Origin of the sequence: Thiohalophilus sp., assembly GCF_034521165.1 — a bacterium.
In the GTDB taxonomy this organism is placed as follows: Bacteria; Pseudomonadota; Gammaproteobacteria; order UBA6429; family Thiohalophilaceae; genus Thiohalophilus.
The window spans coordinates 136,257-152,387 of record NZ_JAXHMV010000013.1 but is presented as its reverse complement, the minus strand read 5'-3'; the positions used below and the strand labels follow the sequence as shown (position 1 = coordinate 152,387).

General features: G+C 58.4%; 14 protein-coding genes and 1 tRNA gene. 8 read left to right on the top strand and 7 right to left on the bottom strand.

Going from position 1 to position 16,131, the window contains the following annotated elements; translation table 11 throughout:
• Positions 1–64: 64 nt before the first annotated feature.
• Together trmB and tsaD are read right to left on the bottom strand one after the other, a co-directional pair.
• Positions 65–754, bottom strand: coding sequence for a tRNA (guanosine(46)-N7)-methyltransferase TrmB (gene trmB / locus U5K34_RS12845; RefSeq protein ID WP_322568794.1), 690 nt, complete (start codon positions 752–754; stop codon positions 65–67).
• A 317-nt stretch (positions 755–1,071) separates the two neighbouring features.
• Positions 1,072–2,085 carry a tRNA (adenosine(37)-N6)-threonylcarbamoyltransferase complex transferase subunit TsaD gene (tsaD, locus tag U5K34_RS12840; protein ID WP_322568793.1) on the bottom strand — a complete coding sequence of 338 codons (1,014 nt, stop codon included), beginning with the start codon at positions 2,083–2,085 and terminating at the stop codon, positions 1,072–1,074.
• Between the two features lie 127 nt (positions 2,086–2,212).
• On the opposite strand from tsaD, the gene rpsU reads away from it, so the two are divergent.
• The 7 genes from rpsU to U5K34_RS12805 all read left to right on the top strand — a co-directional run bounded on the left by rpsU (position 2,213) and on the right by U5K34_RS12805 (position 9,501).
• A complete protein-coding gene (rpsU, locus tag U5K34_RS12835) occupies positions 2,213–2,428 on the top strand; it encodes a 30S ribosomal protein S21 (RefSeq protein ID WP_134080617.1) in 216 nt (71 codons plus the stop codon).
• Between the two features lie 49 nt (positions 2,429–2,477).
• The gene (locus U5K34_RS12830) at positions 2,478–2,930 is read left to right on the top strand and encodes a GatB/YqeY domain-containing protein (RefSeq protein WP_322568792.1); all 453 of its coding nucleotides are present in this window, start codon (positions 2,478–2,480) and stop codon (positions 2,928–2,930) included.
• Positions 2,931–3,913: 983 nt separating this feature from the next.
• Positions 3,914–5,731 carry a DNA primase gene (gene dnaG / locus U5K34_RS12825; RefSeq protein ID WP_322568791.1) on the top strand — a complete coding sequence of 606 codons (1,818 nt, stop codon included), beginning with the start codon at positions 3,914–3,916 and terminating at the stop codon, positions 5,729–5,731.
• Positions 5,732–5,882: 151 nt separating this feature from the next.
• On the top strand, positions 5,883–7,724 hold the full coding sequence (gene rpoD, locus U5K34_RS12820) for an RNA polymerase sigma factor RpoD (RefSeq protein ID WP_322568790.1): 1,842 nt from the start codon (positions 5,883–5,885) through the stop codon (positions 7,722–7,724).
• Between the two features lie 358 nt (positions 7,725–8,082).
• Positions 8,083–8,159: transfer RNA gene (locus U5K34_RS12815), tRNA-Ile, on the top strand.
• Positions 8,160–8,233: 74 nt separating this feature from the next.
• Positions 8,234–8,725, top strand: a complete 492-nt coding sequence (locus U5K34_RS12810) for a TlpA disulfide reductase family protein (protein WP_322568789.1) — start codon at positions 8,234–8,236, stop codon at positions 8,723–8,725.
• Between the two features lie 170 nt (positions 8,726–8,895).
• Positions 8,896–9,501 (top strand): DUF4202 domain-containing protein, encoded by a 606-nt coding sequence (locus U5K34_RS12805; RefSeq protein WP_322568788.1) that lies wholly within the window; start codon positions 8,896–8,898, stop codon positions 9,499–9,501.
• Between the two features lie 262 nt (positions 9,502–9,763).
• Here U5K34_RS12805 and gorA read toward each other — a convergent pair whose 3' ends face one another.
• The 4 genes from gorA to U5K34_RS12785 form a co-directional block, all read right to left on the bottom strand.
• Entirely contained in the window at positions 9,764–11,182 is a 1,419-nt protein-coding gene (gene gorA, locus U5K34_RS12800; RefSeq protein ID WP_322568787.1) for a glutathione-disulfide reductase, read from the bottom strand.
• A 146-nt stretch (positions 11,183–11,328) separates the two neighbouring features.
• Positions 11,329–12,063 (bottom strand): glutathione peroxidase, encoded by a 735-nt coding sequence (locus tag U5K34_RS12795; RefSeq protein WP_322568786.1) that lies wholly within the window; start codon positions 12,061–12,063, stop codon positions 11,329–11,331.
• 49 nt (positions 12,064–12,112) lie between these two features.
• Complete coding sequence (locus U5K34_RS12790; protein ID WP_322568785.1) at positions 12,113–12,322, bottom strand: DUF2061 domain-containing protein; 210 nt, start codon at positions 12,320–12,322, stop codon at positions 12,113–12,115.
• Between the two features lie 402 nt (positions 12,323–12,724).
• Entirely contained in the window at positions 12,725–14,047 is a 1,323-nt protein-coding gene (locus U5K34_RS12785; protein ID WP_322568784.1) for an MFS transporter, read from the bottom strand.
• 368 nt (positions 14,048–14,415) lie between these two features.
• On the opposite strand from U5K34_RS12785, the gene U5K34_RS12780 reads away from it, so the two are divergent.
• A complete protein-coding gene (locus U5K34_RS12780; RefSeq protein ID WP_322568783.1) occupies positions 14,416–14,811 on the top strand; it encodes a ribulose bisphosphate carboxylase small subunit in 396 nt (131 codons plus the stop codon).
• 212 nt (positions 14,812–15,023) lie between these two features.
• Here the strand turns inward: U5K34_RS12780 and U5K34_RS12775 are convergent, their stop codons facing one another.
• Positions 15,024–16,082 carry a LysR family transcriptional regulator gene (locus U5K34_RS12775; RefSeq protein WP_322568782.1) on the bottom strand — a complete coding sequence of 353 codons (1,059 nt, stop codon included), beginning with the start codon at positions 16,080–16,082 and terminating at the stop codon, positions 15,024–15,026.
• Positions 16,083–16,131: the final 49 nt, after the last annotated feature.

Genomic DNA, 16,131 nt, shown 5'->3' with positions numbered 1-16,131 from the left:
TTCGTGCCTTCGTGGTTCAGCTTTTATAAAAACTGCCATCTGCCATCTGCCATCTGACGACTGCCTACTTTTTTCGATAAATCAGATCCCACACGCCATGCCCCAACCGCTGGCCACGCTGCTCGAATTTAGTCAGCGGCCGGTAGTCGGGGCGCGGACTGAAATTGCCCGCGCCAGCGGTATTTTCAAAGCCCTCGGCCTGTTCCATCGCCGCATGTGCGTGCTCGGCATAATCTTCCCAATCGGTGGCCATATGAAAAATGCCACCATCCTTCAAACGTGCATGCACCATCTCGACAAAGGCCGGTTGCACGATACGCCGCTTGTGATGTTTTTTCTTGTGCCAGGGATCGGGAAAGAACAGATAGACCGCATCCAGACTGTTGTCGGGGATCTGCTGCTCCAGTACCTCCACCGCGTCGTGCTGGCTGACCCGCACGTTGCTCAAGTGGTGTTGTTCGATGTGCAGCAACAGGTTCCCCACACCGGGGCGGTGCACCTCGATACCGAAGTAATCGTTTTCGGGATGACCCTGCGCCAGTTGCGCCAGCGCCCCGCCGTTACCGAAACCGATCTCCAGGATGCGCGGCGCCCGGCGGCCGAACAGCTCGTCCAGATCGAGTAACTGTGGTGTAAACGGCACGCCGTAACGGGGAAACAGTTCGTCCAGTGCCCGTTGCTGGCCTTTGGTCAGGCGACCCTCGCGGCGCACGAAGCTGCGGATGCGGCGGTAAAACGGTTTTTGTTCAGACATCGTTGCTCACTTTGTTCGAGTACCGAGGGACGAGTTACGAGTGGCGAGGTGGGTTTGCCGGTAGCCGGTTTGTTATCCCCTCCCCCTAACCCCCTCCCTGTGGGAGGGGGAACCGACCTTTGCTATTAGTAAGAATTATTCCCTCCCCTTCCAGGGACAAATCCGCCGGGAGCGGATTTGAACAGCCGAAGGCTGGCCCGCAGGGTGGAGGGCAGAACGCCCGGAATAACGGCCAGGGAGGGGTGATATAAAATCAGATCATACAAACTCACCTCGTACCTCGTCACTCGGACCTCGTCCCTGCCGTTTAACTTTGGTTAAACGGCTTCAAGCTCCGCCAGCGGCCAGCGGGCGCGGCCGGTGAATTCGAGACTTTCGTGCTGGCCGGCGGCCAGGCGCTGGCAGCCGGCGAAGGCGATCATGGCGCCGTTGTCGGTGCAAAATTCCAGCCGCGGGTAATAGACCTGGGCACTTTCCTTGTCGGCCAGTTGATCGAGTTTTTCGCGCAGCTTGCGGTTGGCACTCACCCCGCCGGCGATGACCAGCCGGGTGAGACCGCTCGCCTGCAGGGCCCGGCGGCATTTGATGGCCAGAGTGTCGACCACCGCCTCTTCGAAGGCGCGGGCGATGTCGGCTTTAGCCTGCGCGTCGCCCTCATACTTTTTATAAGTTTTGAGGGTAAAGGTCTTGAGGCCGCTGAAGCTGAAATCGAGCCCGGGACGATCGGTCATCGGTCGCGGGAAACGAAAGCGGCTTGGGTCACCCTGCTCGGCCAGTTTGGCCACCGCCGGGCCGCCGGGATAGCCCAGACCCAGCAGCTTGGCGGTCTTGTCGAAGGCCTCGCCGGCGGCGTCGTCCAGCGACTCGCCGAGCAGTTCGTAGCGGCCGATCCCCTCGACCCGCACCAGCATGGTGTGGCCGCCGGAGACCAGCAGGGCGACGAAGGGGAATTCGGGCGGATCGGGCTCCAGCATCGGCGCCAGCAGGTGGCCCTCCATGTGGTGCACCCCGATGGCCGGCACGCCCCAGCCGTAGGCCAGGCTGCGGGCGATGCCCGCCCCGACCAGCAGCGCCCCCATCAGCCCCGGGCCGGCGGTGTAGGCGATCCCGTCGATCTCAGCCGACGTCGTTTTGGAGTGAGTCATCACTTCGCGGATCAGAGGCAGGGTTTTGCGAATATGGTCCCGCGAGGCCAGCTCGGGCACCACGCCGCCGAACTCGGCGTGCAGCGCCACCTGGCTGTACAGAGCGTGGCCCAGCAGCCCGGCGTCGCTGTCGTAGATGGCGATCCCGGTCTCGTCGCAGGAGGTTTCGATGCCCAGTACCCGCATGCCGGTTATTCCTTATTTGCCTTGAAATTCACTGATTTGCCTTACATTTAGACTTTGCAATTGAATGGGGCAGGTATTACACTTGCGCGCCTTAACTTTTTCAACAATTTTATCGAGGTGATCCTTAATGCCTTCTGTACGTGTGAAGGAAAACGAACCCTTTGACGTCGCACTGCGTCGTTTCAAGCGTTCCTGCGAGAAAGCCGGTGTCCTGTCTGAAGTTCGCCGTCGCGAATACTACGAGAAGCCGACCGCCGTGCGTAAGCGCAAGCTGGCCGCCGCGGTCAAGCGCCACCAGAAGAAACTGTCTCGCGAACGCTCCCGTCTGAAACGCCTGTATTGATCCCTCACTTACCATCCGGTTTTCCGGGCGGGTTACCTGACAAACCGGTATGAGCGACACATCTCTCAAGCAGCGCATCAACGATGACGTCAAGACGGCGATGCGCAACAAGGACAGGGAGCGCCTCGGCACCCTGCGCCTGATCACGGCGGCCATCAAGCAAAAAGAAGTCGACGAGCGCATCGAGCTCAATGACGATCAGGTCCTGAGCGTGCTGGAGAAGATGATCAAGCAGCACAAGGACTCCATCGAGCAGTACGAAAACGCCGGTCGCAGCGAACTGGCGGACAAGGAGAAGGCCGAACTGGTCGTCATCCAGGAATACATGCCCGCCCAGCTCTCCGAGGCCGAAATCACCGCCCTGATCGACGACGCCATCACCGAAACTGGCGCCAGCGAAATGAAAGAGATGGGCAAGGTCATGGGCCTGCTCAAACCCAAGCTGGCCGGCCGCGCCGACATGGGCCAGGTTTCCGCGCTGATCAAAGCCAAACTTTCCTGAACGACCGCCTTCCCCTGTAGGAGCGGCTGCGCCGCGATAAGCCGACCCTGGCATATCCGGCCATCGCGCTGGAAGCGCTCCTACAACAAAACCGCCACCCCTTTTTCCCAGTACCCAGGCATTGGTTAGGTTGCGCGCAACGCTACCTGACATTCTCCGTATCGTCAGGGTGTCACGCAGGCTAACGCCAGCGTGAGTGACCTACAGGACTGTACGACCGCTTTCCCTGTAGGAGCGGCTACGCCGCGATAAGCCGACCCGGGCATATCTCGCCATCGCGCTGGAAGGGCTCCTACAACAAAACCGCCACCCCTTTTTCCCGGTACCTGGGTGTAGGTTGCGCGCAACGCTACCTGACATCCTCCGTATCGGCAGGGTGTCACGCAGGCTAACGCGCCAGCGTGACCTACAGGACTGAACGACCGCTTTCCCTGTAGGAGCGGCTACGCCGCGATAAGCCGACCCGGGCATCTCCGGCCATCGCGCTGGAAGGGCTCCTACAACAAAACCGCCACCCCTTTTTCCCGGTACCTGGGTGTAGGTTGCGCGCAGCCCTACCTGACATTCTCCGTATCGGCAGGGTGTCACGCAGGCTAACGCCAGCGTGAGTGACCTACAGGACTGTACGACCGCTTTCCCTGTAGGAGCGGCTGCGCCGCGATAAGCCGACCCGGGCATCTCCGGCCATCGCGCTGGAAGCGCTCCTACAACAAAACCACCACTCCTTTTTCCCGGCACCCGGGCGTAGGTTGCGCGCAGCCCTACCTGACATTCTCCGTATCGGCAGGAGTGTCACGCAGGCTAACGCCAGCGTGACCTACAGGATTGTGGGAGCGCCCCACGGGCGCGATTTTTCGGCCGGGAGGTCGCGGTCGTGGCCCGCTCCCACCTCACGCTTTCCAGCCTGTTCCCGTGATTCCCCGTATTCCTCGTCCCTCGTAACTCGTCCCTCGGCCCTGCGTCTGTGCTGTACAATCAGCAGCATGGCCTTGATCCCCCAATCCTTTATTGATGAGCTGATGAGCCGCATCGACATTGTCGATGTGATCGATGCGCGTGTGCCGCTGAAAAAGGCCGGCCACGAGTACAAGGCGTGCTGTCCGTTTCATAACGAGAAGACCCCCTCATTCACTGTCAGCCAGAACAAGCAGTTCTATCACTGCTTCGGCTGCGGCGCCCACGGCACCGCTATCGGTTTTCTGATGGAATACGAGCATCTGACCTTCCCCGAATCGGTCGAGGAGCTGGCCCGTCAGGCCGGGATGACGGTGCCTTACGAAGGCGGACGGGGCGGTGACACACCGCGCCAGGCCAGCCGCGAGACGGACGATCTTTATGCCCTGATGCAGCAGGCGGATGACTATTACCGCCAGCAGTTGCGCGACCACCCGCAGCGCCAGGCGGCGGTGGACTATCTCAAGGGCCGGGGCCTGAGCGGGCGGATCGCCGCCGAATTCGGCATCGGCTATGCCCCGCCGGGCTGGGACAATCTGCACAAAAAGCTCGGCACCTCCGCCGAACGCCAGAAACAGCTGGTGACCACCGGGATGCTGATCGAAAAAGACGAGGGCAAGCGCTACGACCGCTTTCGCCACCGGATCATGTTCCCCATCCGCGATCGGCGCGGGCGTACCATCGCCTTCGGGGGGCGGGTACTCTCCGATGAGGATTCACCCAAATACCTGAACTCCCCGGAAACCCCGCTGTTTCACAAGGGCCGCGAGCTCTACGGGCTGTACGAGGCGCGCCAGGCGCTGCGCCAGATTCCCCGCCTGCTGGTGGTGGAAGGCTATATGGACGTGGTGTCGCTGGCCCAGTTCGATATCCGCTACGCGGTCGCCACCCTGGGCACCGCCACCACCGCCGATCACCTGCAACAGCTGTTCAAGGTCACGTCCGAGGTGGTGTTCTGCTTCGACGGGGATCGGGCCGGGCGCGAGGCGGCCTGGCGAGCCATGGAAAACGCCCTGCCGGTGATGCGCGAGGGACGCCAGATCCGCTTTTTGTTCCTGCCCGAGGGCGAGGATCCCGACACCCTGGTGCGCCAGGTAGGCCAGGCCGAATTCGAGCAGCAGGTGAGCCGCGCGGCGCCCTTTTCCGATTATCTGTTCAACCGCCTCAGCGCGCAGAACGATACCGCCTCCATCGACGGGCGGGCCAACCTGGTGGAACAGGCCCGGCCGCTGCTGGCCAGACTGCCGCCGGGGGTCTACCGGCAGATGATGATCAGCCAGCTGGCGCAACTGGCGCGGATTGACGAGCATCGGATCGAGACGGCACTCAGCCAGACCAGGCCCCCGCGCCAGCGGGGGGAGGCCGGCGATACGCCCCCGGACATGCCCGGAGGGCCCTCCCGAGCGCCACAGCGCGCCCGTGGCGGGCAGGAACGGCAACCCTTTTCCCCGGTGCGCCGGGCGCTGGCGCGGCTGCTGCACAACCCGGCCCTGGCGCCAGAGGCGGGGGATCCGCAGCGCCTTGCCCAGCTGGAGATTCCGGGGATCGATTTATTGGTCGCCGTGCTTGAAACTTTGCGTCACCACCCCAATCTAACCACCAGTGCTCTGATCGAGCGCTGGCGCGATACAGAGCACGCCCGGCACCTGGAAAAACTGGCCGCCTGGCAACCGGAAATCGATGATGAAGCGAGTCTGAAGCACGAATTTACGGCCGCCATCGAGTCCCTGGACCGGCACCGGCTGGAAGCCCGCTACGATATGCTGATGGCCAAGTCTAACCATGGCAACCTCACGCTGGAGGAGAAGGTCGAAATCCGGCAACTGTCCAGCCAGCTGTTCCACTGACGAAATTTTCAGGAAAAATTAAATAAATCGGGGGTTCGTGCCGTCATATAGAGGGCACCTGCCCCCGCGAGACGCCCCGGTTACCTGGATAATCGGGAAAATTAGTGTAAAATTGGATGGTTTTACGCCGCTATTTTGGAATCTGACTAGAATGAAGCCTGCAAAAGCCGAAGTGATAGATTTAAGCCAACAGCAATCTCAGCTCAAGTCGTTGATTGCCAAGGGTAAAGAACAGGGGTTTTTGACCTATGCCGAGGTCAACGACCACCTGCCCGATGATATTGTCGACCCCGAGCAGATCGAAGATATCGTTGCGATGATCAACGATATGGGCATCGTTGTCTATGAAGCGGCCCCCGACGGCGACACCATCCTGGAAACCACCACCGAGGTGGACGAAGACGCCGCCGAGGAAGCCGCCGCCGCGCTGGCCTCCGTCGACAGCGAGTTTGGCCGCACCACCGATCCCGTGCGCATGTACATGCGTGAAATGGGCGCCGTGGAGCTGCTGACCCGCGCCGGCGAAATCGAGATCGCCAAGCGCATCGAAGACGGCCTCAACCAGATGCTCTCCGCGCTGACCATGTATCCCGAAACCGTCAGCCAGATTCTGCTTCTGTGGGATCAGATCGAGGCCGGTGAGATGAAACTGACCGATCTGCTCACCGACTTTATCGATCCCAATGCGCCGGACGAGATCCCGACCCATACGCCGGTCGACGCCAATGCGGCCGCGACTGAAAGCGACGATGATGACGACGCCGAAGAAGTCGACACCGGTCCTGATCCGGAAGAAGCCCGGCAGCGTTTTGACAACATTCGCAAGACCCACAAGAAACTGGTCACCTCAACCCGCAAGCACGGTCATCGCGACAAGAAAACCGCCAAGCTGCGCGATGAACTGGTCGAACAGGTGATGCAGCTCAAGCTGACCCAGAAGGTCGTGGATAATCTGGTCATGGCCATGCGTGAACTGATCGAACGCATTCGCAGCCATGAAAAAACCATCATGGATATCTGCGTGGATCGCGCCCACATGCCGCGCAAGGAATTCATTACCTCGTTCCCCGAGAATGAAGCCAAGCCCGAATGGCTGGAAGAACAGATCAAGGCGGACACCAGGTACTCGCCGATCCTGCTGGACCACAAGGACGATATCCTGCGTGCCCAGCAGAAGCTGGCGTCCATCGAGGAGATCTGCGGACTGACGATTTCCGAAATCAAGGACATCAATCGCAAGATGTCCATCGGCGAAGCCAAGGCCCGCCGTGCCAAGAAAGAAATGGTCGAGGCCAACCTGCGCCTGGTCATCTCCATCGCCAAGAAGTATACCAACCGTGGACTGCAGTTCCTGGATCTGATTCAGGAAGGCAACATCGGTCTGATGAAGGCGGTCGACAAGTTCGAATACCGTCGCGGTTACAAGTTCTCGACCTATGCCACCTGGTGGATTCGTCAGGCCATCACCCGCTCCATCGCGGACCAGGCCCGCACCATCCGTATTCCGGTGCACATGATCGAAACCATCAACAAGCTCAACCGTATTTCACGGCAGATGCTGCAGGAGATGGGTCGCGAACCGACACCCGAAGAGCTGGCCGAACGCATGGAAATGCCCGAGGACAAGGTCCGCAAGGTGCTGAAGATCGCCAAGGAACCGATCTCCATGGAAACCCCGATCGGCGACGACGAGGATTCCCATCTGGGCGACTTCATCGAGGACCTCAACGTGCTGTCGCCGATGGACCACGCCACCTCTAGCGGCCTGCAGGAAACCGTGCAGGGTGTGCTGGAAGGGCTGACCGCGCGCGAAGCCAAGGTCCTGCGCATGCGCTTCGGGATCGACATGAATACCGACCACACCCTGGAAGAGGTCGGCAAACAGTTCGATGTCACCCGCGAACGGATTCGCCAGATCGAAGCCAAGGCGCTGCGCAAACTGCGTCATCCGACCCGCTCGGATCACCTGCGCAGCTTCCTCGACTACGAATAAACCCGGCGAATGCCGTCACCAGAAAGGCCGCCCGGATACCCCGGGCGGCCTTTTTTCGTTATACTTCCAGTCTTATTGGGCCTGTAGCTCCACCACTCTCGCCCATCCATGGGCTTCGTGGCATAAGTCCATCCATGGACAAGCGCCACTCTCGCCCGTCCATGGGCTTCGTGGCATAAGTCCATCCATGGACAAGCGCCACTCTCGCCCGTCCATGGGCTTCGTGGCATAAGTCCATCCATGGACAAGCGCCACTCTCGCCCGTCCATGGGCTTCGTGGCATAAGTCCATCCATGGACAAAAGTTGGTTTGGGAGAGGTTGAGCCTCATAGCAGGCTTGGTAAGACGTTTTAAATTTGGGCCTGTAGCTCAGTTGGTTAGAGCAGGGGACTCATAATCCCTTGGTCGTAGGTTCAAGTCCTACCAGGCCCACCATAAATACAGTGACGAGGTACGAGGGGCGAGTTACGAGGAAAACAACTTGCCCCCGGATATTCCGGAGTACAAATATGACTTTGTTACCTCGCTCTCTTCTTGCCATTTTTCTTCTTTTTATATCCTGTACTTGGTCATATGCCGAAACGGGGCACCGGGTTGGGCAGACGGCGCCGGGGTTTGAGCTCACCAGTCTGGAAGGTGACAAGGTCTCGCTGGATTCCCTGACACAGCAGGGGCATGTGCTGCTGGTGTTCTGGGCGACCGAATGTGTCTACTGCTATGCGCATATTTCCGACTTCAACGCGCTGCACGATCACTATCACGATCGGGGCCTGACGGTGGCGGCGATCAATATCGCCGGCGAGTATGCGCAGGAAGTGCGTGAATATGCGCGGAGCAACGATCTCAAATATCTCGTGCTGGCCGATCGTCTCGATAACCTCGATGTCGCCGAGGACTATCATGTCGTCGGCACCCCCACCCTGGTCCTGGTCAACCCTGAAAACAGGATACTTTTCTACGGGCATAACCTGCCCGATGTCGGCAAATGGCTGAAAGAGTGATCCGGAAACTGGTATAGTATTCCTTCCAGATTCGCCTAAAGAAGTACTCAGGACTCCACTTTAATAGTGAAGCGCCTGTTTGCAGGACATTGCCTCAAACCCACGGTAACCCTGCTAAACACAATCAGTCCGGATAACCGCTAAATTGATTGACTCAATGGAGCCAACGTATGTCGCAAGCACTGTTTGAACAAGCCGTCGAACTTTTTGATGCCGCCAACCGCGAAGATCCCAACATGGATCATGACGGCGAGAAGGAGTGGCCAAAGGAATTGCTCTACTCGTATCGCATGGGCGACATGATCGATCGCTATGCCCCCGATGCCGATGACGCGGTCAAACTGGCCGTGCGCGCCCAGCATATTCAGCGCTGGAAATCCCCCCGCGACGCCTATCCCATGGATCGCAAGGGCTATCTCAAATGGCGCAGTGACCTGTACAAGTTCCACGCCGAAACCGCGGGCGAACTGTTGGCCCAGGCCGGCTATGATGAGGAATTCATCGAACGGGTCAAAAAAGCCGTCGCCAAACGCGGCCTGAAGAGCAACCCGGATACCCAGTTACTGGAAGATGTCACCGATCTGGTGTTTATCGAGCATTACATGCTGGCGTTTGCCAACAAGCACCCGGAGTACTCCGAAGAGAAGTGGATCGACATCATCCGCAAGACCTGGAACAAGATGTCACCCGAGGCGCAACAGTTTGCTCTGGCCGGGAATATCCAACTGCCCGAGCCGCTGGTGCCCTTGATCCAGAAGGCCGTGGCTGGCGAATAAATAAAGAATAACCACCAAGACGCGAAGACACCAAGATATAGATTTTTTACGCTTCGTGTCCTAGTGACTCACATTTAGGGATAGGGTGCGTTCTACGCACCATTATCCGGCTATCCAGGATGCGGTGCGCAGGACGCACCCTGCCCAACTAAATAACCATTTCACAATCGTGCGCGACGATGCAGGTCAGGTTGCGCATCGCGCTACCTGACATTGGGTTAAAAGAACCAGGGGTGATGTACACCCCTGTAAGACAGGTCAATTAGCTTACGGCCTTCCACTCGTTGCCGGCATCCACGTCATGCGTTTTATCTTCTACGTCATGACTTGACTCCGGCTGCCTGAGCGTCACCAGCTCCTCGCTGCTGGTCGGGTGAATAGCGATGGTGCTGTCGAAGTCGACCTTGGTGGCCTGCATCTTAACCGCCACCGCGAAACCCTGCAGCATCTCGTCCACCCCGTCACCGATCAGGTGGATCCCGACCACCTGTTCGTCCTTGCCGGCGCAGACCAGTTTCATGGCCGTGGCTGTGCCGTGATCATTCAGCGCGTAACGCATTGGCGTGAATTCAGTTTTATACACCGTCACCTCACGACCATAACGCTCGCGCGCCTGGGCCTCGGTGAGCCCGACCGTGCCGATCGGTGGATGGGCAAACACCACGCTGGGGATGTTCGTATAGTCCACCTTGCTGAACGGTTTGTGATTGAACAGCCGTTCTGCCAGCCGCCGCCCGGCGGCGATCGCTACCGGCGTCAGTGGTGTTTTGCCGGTAATGTCGCCGATGGCATAGATCCCCGGCACGCTGGTGTTCTGAAAATTATCCACCGGCACGATGCCGTTGCGCTCCATGTTCACCCCGGCGGCTTCCAGGTTCAGTTCACGGGTATTGGGCGTGCGGCCCACGGCCCAGATCACCGTATCGAACGCCGCCAGGCTGCGGCCGTCCTTGCCGCCGATCACGACCCCTTCGGCACTGTCGGACAGGGCCGAAACCTGAAAGCCGGTCTGCACATCAATACCCTGCTTGTGCATCTCGTTTTCCAGTACCTCGCCGATCATCGGATCGAACAATTCCAGCAAACGATTCTCCATGGCGATCACCGTGACCTCGGAACCGAGCGCGCGCAACACACCACTCAACTCCACGCCGATATAACCGCCACCGATGACCGCAACGTTCTGCGGCTGCTCGGTCAGTTCAAAGAACCCGTCCGAGGTAATCCCCAGCTCGGCACCCGGCACCGGCGGGACGATCGGTTGGCCGCCGGTGGCGATCACTATATGCTCGGCGCGGTACTGTTCCCCGTTGACTTCGACGGTATGGGCATCGACAAACCTGGCGGTCCCGCCAATATGGTCGATACCCAGCTCATCGACGTAGCCGTTCCAGTAGTCATTGATATTGCGAATGTACTGATCGCGTCCGGCCACCAGTTTTTGCCAGTCGGTCCGGCCCCGCTCGGCCGGGATACCGAAACCGCTCGCATCATCCACGGCATGCGCCAGATTGGCCGCATACCACATCACCTTCTTGGGCACGCACCCGTTATTCACACAGGTCCCGCCCATTTTCTTTGATTCGATGACGGCCGCTTTCCTGCCAAACCCGGCAGCCTTCTCGGCCACGGCCAGGCCGCCACTGCCGCCGCCGATTGCAATCAAATCATAATGCTGCATGGTACATCCTTTAAATGTTGTCTTTGAATTAAACGTCGTTCCACGTAGCATGTCTCTGCGAACCGATACTGGGCCGAGGTACAAGTGACGAGGGCCGGAGGGTTTTACCTCGTCACTCGTCCCTCGTAACTCGGCCCTGCGCAGCGTTACGCTGCGCGTAGATACGCTTCCAGCGCTTCCGAGCCGCCGATGCGTTCACCGTTGATGAACACCTGTGGCACGGTCGCTTCACCGGAAACAGCGCGGATGGTGCCTTCGCTGAAGTCGCGGTTGAGGACCAGTTCCTCGAAGTCGATCCCGGCATCGTGCAGCATGCCCTTGGCGCGGACACAGTAGGGACAACCTTCACGGCTGAACACGGTCACATCCAGCGGCTTGCTCGCATTCGGCGCGATGTATTCGAGCATGGTGTCCGCGTCGGAGACTTCAAACGGATCACCCGGCACATCCGGCTCGATGAACATCTTGTCGATTACGCCGTCCTTGACCAGCATGGAATAACGCCAGGAGCGTTCACCGAAACCCAGGTCGCTCTTGGGTACCAGCATGCCCATGCCACGGGTGAAGTCGCCGTTACCGTCGGGCAGGAATGTCACATTGTCGGCATTCTGCTCCTTCTTCCATTCATTCATGACGAAGGCATCGTTAACCGACACGCAGATCACATCGTCCACGCCCTGTTCTTTCAGTGCGGGGGTCAACTGGTTGTAACGCGGCACATGGGTGGAGGAACAGGTCGGGGTAAAGGCGCCCGGCAGTGCGAAAACCACCACGGTCTTGCCCTTGAAGATATCGTCACTGCTGACATCGACCCACTCATGATCCCGACGGGTACGGAAAGTCACCTGCGGAATGGTCTGACCTTCTTTGTTCTCTAACATAGGTATTGCTCCTTCTGTTTCAGTTAATAAAGTGGATTAAAAAATTTGTTTACACTTGTGGCAGCGCATCACGGGGACTGTCAGGCTTTACCGATTTAAACCGCGCCCATACCTGTTCGTGAATGTGATAGGCGACGGTATTGATAGCCGGCTCGACCAGCGCCAGAGCCCCGCCCACCAGCACGCTGCCGGTCATGGCATAACCGACTGTGAACGCCACCGTGACATGCACTGCTGCGAAACTCATTGTCTTGCTCATCGCCTTGTCCTCCTTGGAACAGGGTGTTTGCTGTCTACGGGAACCATTATCGGGGCCGCTCGTTGATATATAAAATCGTTTGTTTGTATTGCATCGATAGTCACCACCTATCATTATTTTCTATTTTTCCAGGTTATTGAAATATCAGGATTTTCTGGCGGGGGAATTTAACAGGGGGCAGGTCAGTCAGAGAAAAACCCGCCTCAATCTGATTCGCGCCCGTGGGGCGCTCCCACATGGGGTTCCCCCGAGGGGAGTTCTGTGGATAAATCAAAAGCGGGTATGTAGGAGCGGGCTTCGACCGCGACAACCCCAATCCAATCCGGGCACCCGGCACTCAGAACTCAGAACTCAGAACTCAGAACTCAGAACTCAGAACTCAGAACTCAGAACTCACAGAGTCTAGTCCCGGGTTACCTCCGGTAACCACCAGGCCCAGAATGCCGCCAGCAGGCTGAGCAGGGCCAGCACCAGGATCACCGCCTGTACGCTGATGATGTCGGCCAGGACGCCAATCGCCCCGCCCGCCAGCATGGCAATACCGATCAGCGTATTGCTGAGAGCCACGTAGATCGCCCGGGTATCGGCCGTGGCCATGTCCACCAGGTAAACCTTGCGCCCCAGTCGCACCCCGCCGTGGAACACGCTCAGGGTCAAAAACAGGCCGGCATACAGCCAGGCGCTGCCGATCCAGGGCGAATCGGTCGCCGCCACCAGTGCATATAACAGGATGCCCTGTATCCCGGCTGCCAGCGCGGCCAGCACCATTACCAGGCGGCTGGAATAGTCGCTCAATCTGCCCCACACCGGCGAGCTGAGGCTGCCGGCGATACCGCTGGCGATAATCAGCATGCCCAGCCCGACCAGTCCTTCGGCGGTATTCTGTTGTGCCAGCAGAACGTAAAACGGGGGTGCCAGGGCCACGCTCAGCAACAGGGCCCGGCAAATCACAAAACGCCTGAACAGAACATCGGTTTTGAGCATGCCGAAACTCTGCAGTGCCACGGACAGGGCATCCCCACCGCCTTCGGTGGCGCCTGGCTGCTCGCGAATCGCCGCAAAAAAGCCCATCGCGATAAACCACAACACGGCCCCGCCCGCCAGCAGCCAGGCCAGCACCGCCAGCGGCGCATCACCGGCGAACCATTCCACATAGACCCCAATCGCCAGTACTGCCAGACCGGAAATCCCGGCACTCCAGCCCATCAGGGTGCCGCGCTTGCCTTTGGAAACCGTCTTGCCCAGCACATCCTTGGCCGAGACCGAACACAGGCCGCGCGCCAGCGAGAAGACAATCAACAGGCCCAGTATCGCCCAGCCGGCCACGGTCCCGGACAAGCCGCCCGTTGCCACCGCCATCAGCGCCAGGGCGACACCGGATAACCCCGCACCCAGCAGCCAGACTGTCTTGCGAATCGCCATGCGCCGGATGATAGCCGCTACCACCAGTTGCGGCAGCAGCACCCCCGCCTCGCGAATCGGCACCAGAAACCCGGTAAATGCCGCCGGCGCACCGACACTGGCCAGTAACCAGGGCAAAATGAGTCTTGCACTGGCAATTTCATCCGCAATTTTCCCCAGCAGATTGGCGATGAGATATGAGAAAAAATTACGCGGCTGATCGTTGCACGCCGACTCGGGAATATCCTTGCAGACGCGGGCATCTTCATCACCGGTAATCAAATCGTGCAGGCTGGTGGTGAGGTCTTTGTTACGTTGAGACATAAGATGGCTTTTGAGTGTTGTTGAATGGTGTTGTTGTTCTGTTTGTCATTTATCAGCGCATGTTTAATGAATCAAGTCAGAAACGAAATCAAAGGCCCGAGTCTGCTCGCTCCGTCAGTCAAGATAATTAACAGGTTATTCAAAGGGGCTTGAGCAACGCAACTATACATAGATATTGATCGATAATTTTATAGAAATTAACAATCCAAAAGACCCTTCCTAATCCCCCGCCACCACGGTACTCTCACTTTACCCAAGTATAACACTCGGGATTAACCCGACTGAATACCGACCAATAGAAGAGTGAATGTCACGCCGAGAGGCAGGTAACCCCGTAACACATACGGTAATTACATGAGGCACTGCTTATGCAACTGGATAGCTACTATATCAAACTGACCTGCCTGGCCCTGTTTAACAAGGTGGAGAATCTCGTACAGCAAAGCCTGCGGGGAGACTGGGTTGTCCGCATCCAGTATGGCGTGCCTTCCTCTGCTAACACGCTTAACTGGCAGCAATGGCAAAGCCCGTTCTTTGCTCTGCAGAACGCCAGATCACTCAACGAGGCGATTCTGGCCTGTCGACTGAATTATCCGTTACATCCGGTAAGATTGTATGCCGAAAAAGTTCGCCCCGAATCTCATTTTATCTACTGGATTCATACCCCCGACCATCAGGCACCGCCTCCCGCCGAATCTCTGCCGGAGCCCCGCTACACACAACCGGCACTGATCCCCGATTATCAACAGGCCAAAGCCTCCTGAACTCTGGGGATCAAGTTACTGATAACGCATTAATGGTTTGATCAATAGCAAGCCGGAGCAGGCGGTTTTTTTCCTGGGTGAGGTGTTTTTTTGGTTGAAGGCGTAGGTCAGGTTGCGCGCAGCGCTACCTGACATTCTGCGTATCGGCTACGTATATAGGCAGGAGTGTCACGCAGGCTAACGCCAGCGTGACCTACAGGATTAGCCAGTATTCAGATGCTTTTAGTCTTGCGTGAGGAGGCTTTTTCGGACATCGCGGTGTCTTGTTTGATCAAATACTGAGTCACCTCCGGCCACATAGTAATGATGCGTTCGCGCATCTGCGGCTCGAGTTCCCTGGCAAAGTCGACAAATGCCCTGGCAACCAGCGACAGCTCCTTGGCTTTGGGATAGACCAGATACCATTGACGCATGATGGGAAAGCCTTCCACATCCAGAATGGCAACCGGCCCGTCGATACCTTCGAGCGTCAAGGTATGTAGCGACAGTACCGACAGACCGAGTCCGCCCACGATGGCATGTTTGATCGCCTCGTTGCTCCCCAGTTCCATTTTTACCCGGGGCCGCAATTTATGTTCGTCGAACTTGCGTAACATGGCATCACGAATGCCCGAGCCGGGCTCACGCAGGATAAAAGGTTCCTCGGCAATCCGCTCCAGGGGAATGTTCTTTTCGCTGACCAGCGGATGATTCCGCGGCGCCATCACCACCAGGGGATTGGGGGCAATAGGGATGGCCACCATCTCCATCTCGTCGGACGGCGCCTGTCCCATTATATAAAGGTCATCCTCGTTGGCGCGCATGCGCTCGATGATCCGGTCCCGGTTGGTCACTTTCAGGGCAACATCAATACCGGGATACAGCACACTGAACTCGCCCAGCACTTCCGGGGCGAAATACTTGGCCGTGGTAATCGCCCCCAGGCGCAGGCGGCCGCGACGCATGCCCTTGAGGTCGGAAATCTTCATCTCCAGGTTTGACATGACCTGAAAAATACCCCGGCAAGCCTCGTACACTTCCATGCCGGCCTCGGTCGGCTCGACATTGCGCCCGACGTGCTCGAACAGCGGCAGGCCGATGACGTCGGTTAACTTCTTGATCTGCATGGAGACCGTGGGCTGGGTCAGAAACAACTCCTCGGCCGCACGGGTAAAACTGCCCAGCCGGACAATCGTTTCAAACACCTGTAACTGGCGCAGGGTCGCGTGACGGATCAGAAAATCCGGTATGGCGCCAGGCGGCGTATAGGTATGGTCGGAGGAATTGGCCATTTCTCCATTCTTATATCGCGCGCGCTTTGACTTGTCTACAGGTCGGGGC

Coding starts and splice junctions, on each gene's coding strand:
- U5K34_RS12775 (WP_322568782.1), bottom strand. CDS start 16,082: ATGGCCAATTCCTCCGACCATACCTATACGCCGCCTGGCGCCATACCG.
- rpoD (WP_322568790.1), top strand. CDS start 5,883: ATGAAGCCTGCAAAAGCCGAAGTGATAGATTTAAGCCAACAGCAATCT.
- U5K34_RS12780 (WP_322568783.1), top strand. CDS start 14,416: ATGCAACTGGATAGCTACTATATCAAACTGACCTGCCTGGCCCTGTTT.
- tsaD (WP_322568793.1), bottom strand. CDS start 2,085: ATGCGGGTACTGGGCATCGAAACCTCCTGCGACGAGACCGGGATCGCC.
- U5K34_RS12785 (WP_322568784.1), bottom strand. CDS start 14,047: ATGTCTCAACGTAACAAAGACCTCACCACCAGCCTGCACGATTTGATT.
- U5K34_RS12830 (WP_322568792.1), top strand. CDS start 2,478: ATGAGCGACACATCTCTCAAGCAGCGCATCAACGATGACGTCAAGACG.
- gorA (WP_322568787.1), bottom strand. CDS start 11,182: ATGCAGCATTATGATTTGATTGCAATCGGCGGCGGCAGTGGCGGCCTG.
- trmB (WP_322568794.1), bottom strand. CDS start 754: ATGTCTGAACAAAAACCGTTTTACCGCCGCATCCGCAGCTTCGTGCGC.
- U5K34_RS12790 (WP_322568785.1), bottom strand. CDS start 12,322: ATGAGCAAGACAATGAGTTTCGCAGCAGTGCATGTCACGGTGGCGTTC.
- rpsU (WP_134080617.1), top strand. CDS start 2,213: ATGCCTTCTGTACGTGTGAAGGAAAACGAACCCTTTGACGTCGCACTG.
- U5K34_RS12795 (WP_322568786.1), bottom strand. CDS start 12,063: ATGTTAGAGAACAAAGAAGGTCAGACCATTCCGCAGGTGACTTTCCGT.
- U5K34_RS12810 (WP_322568789.1), top strand. CDS start 8,234: ATGACTTTGTTACCTCGCTCTCTTCTTGCCATTTTTCTTCTTTTTATA.
- dnaG (WP_322568791.1), top strand. CDS start 3,914: ATGGCCTTGATCCCCCAATCCTTTATTGATGAGCTGATGAGCCGCATC.
- U5K34_RS12805 (WP_322568788.1), top strand. CDS start 8,896: ATGTCGCAAGCACTGTTTGAACAAGCCGTCGAACTTTTTGATGCCGCC.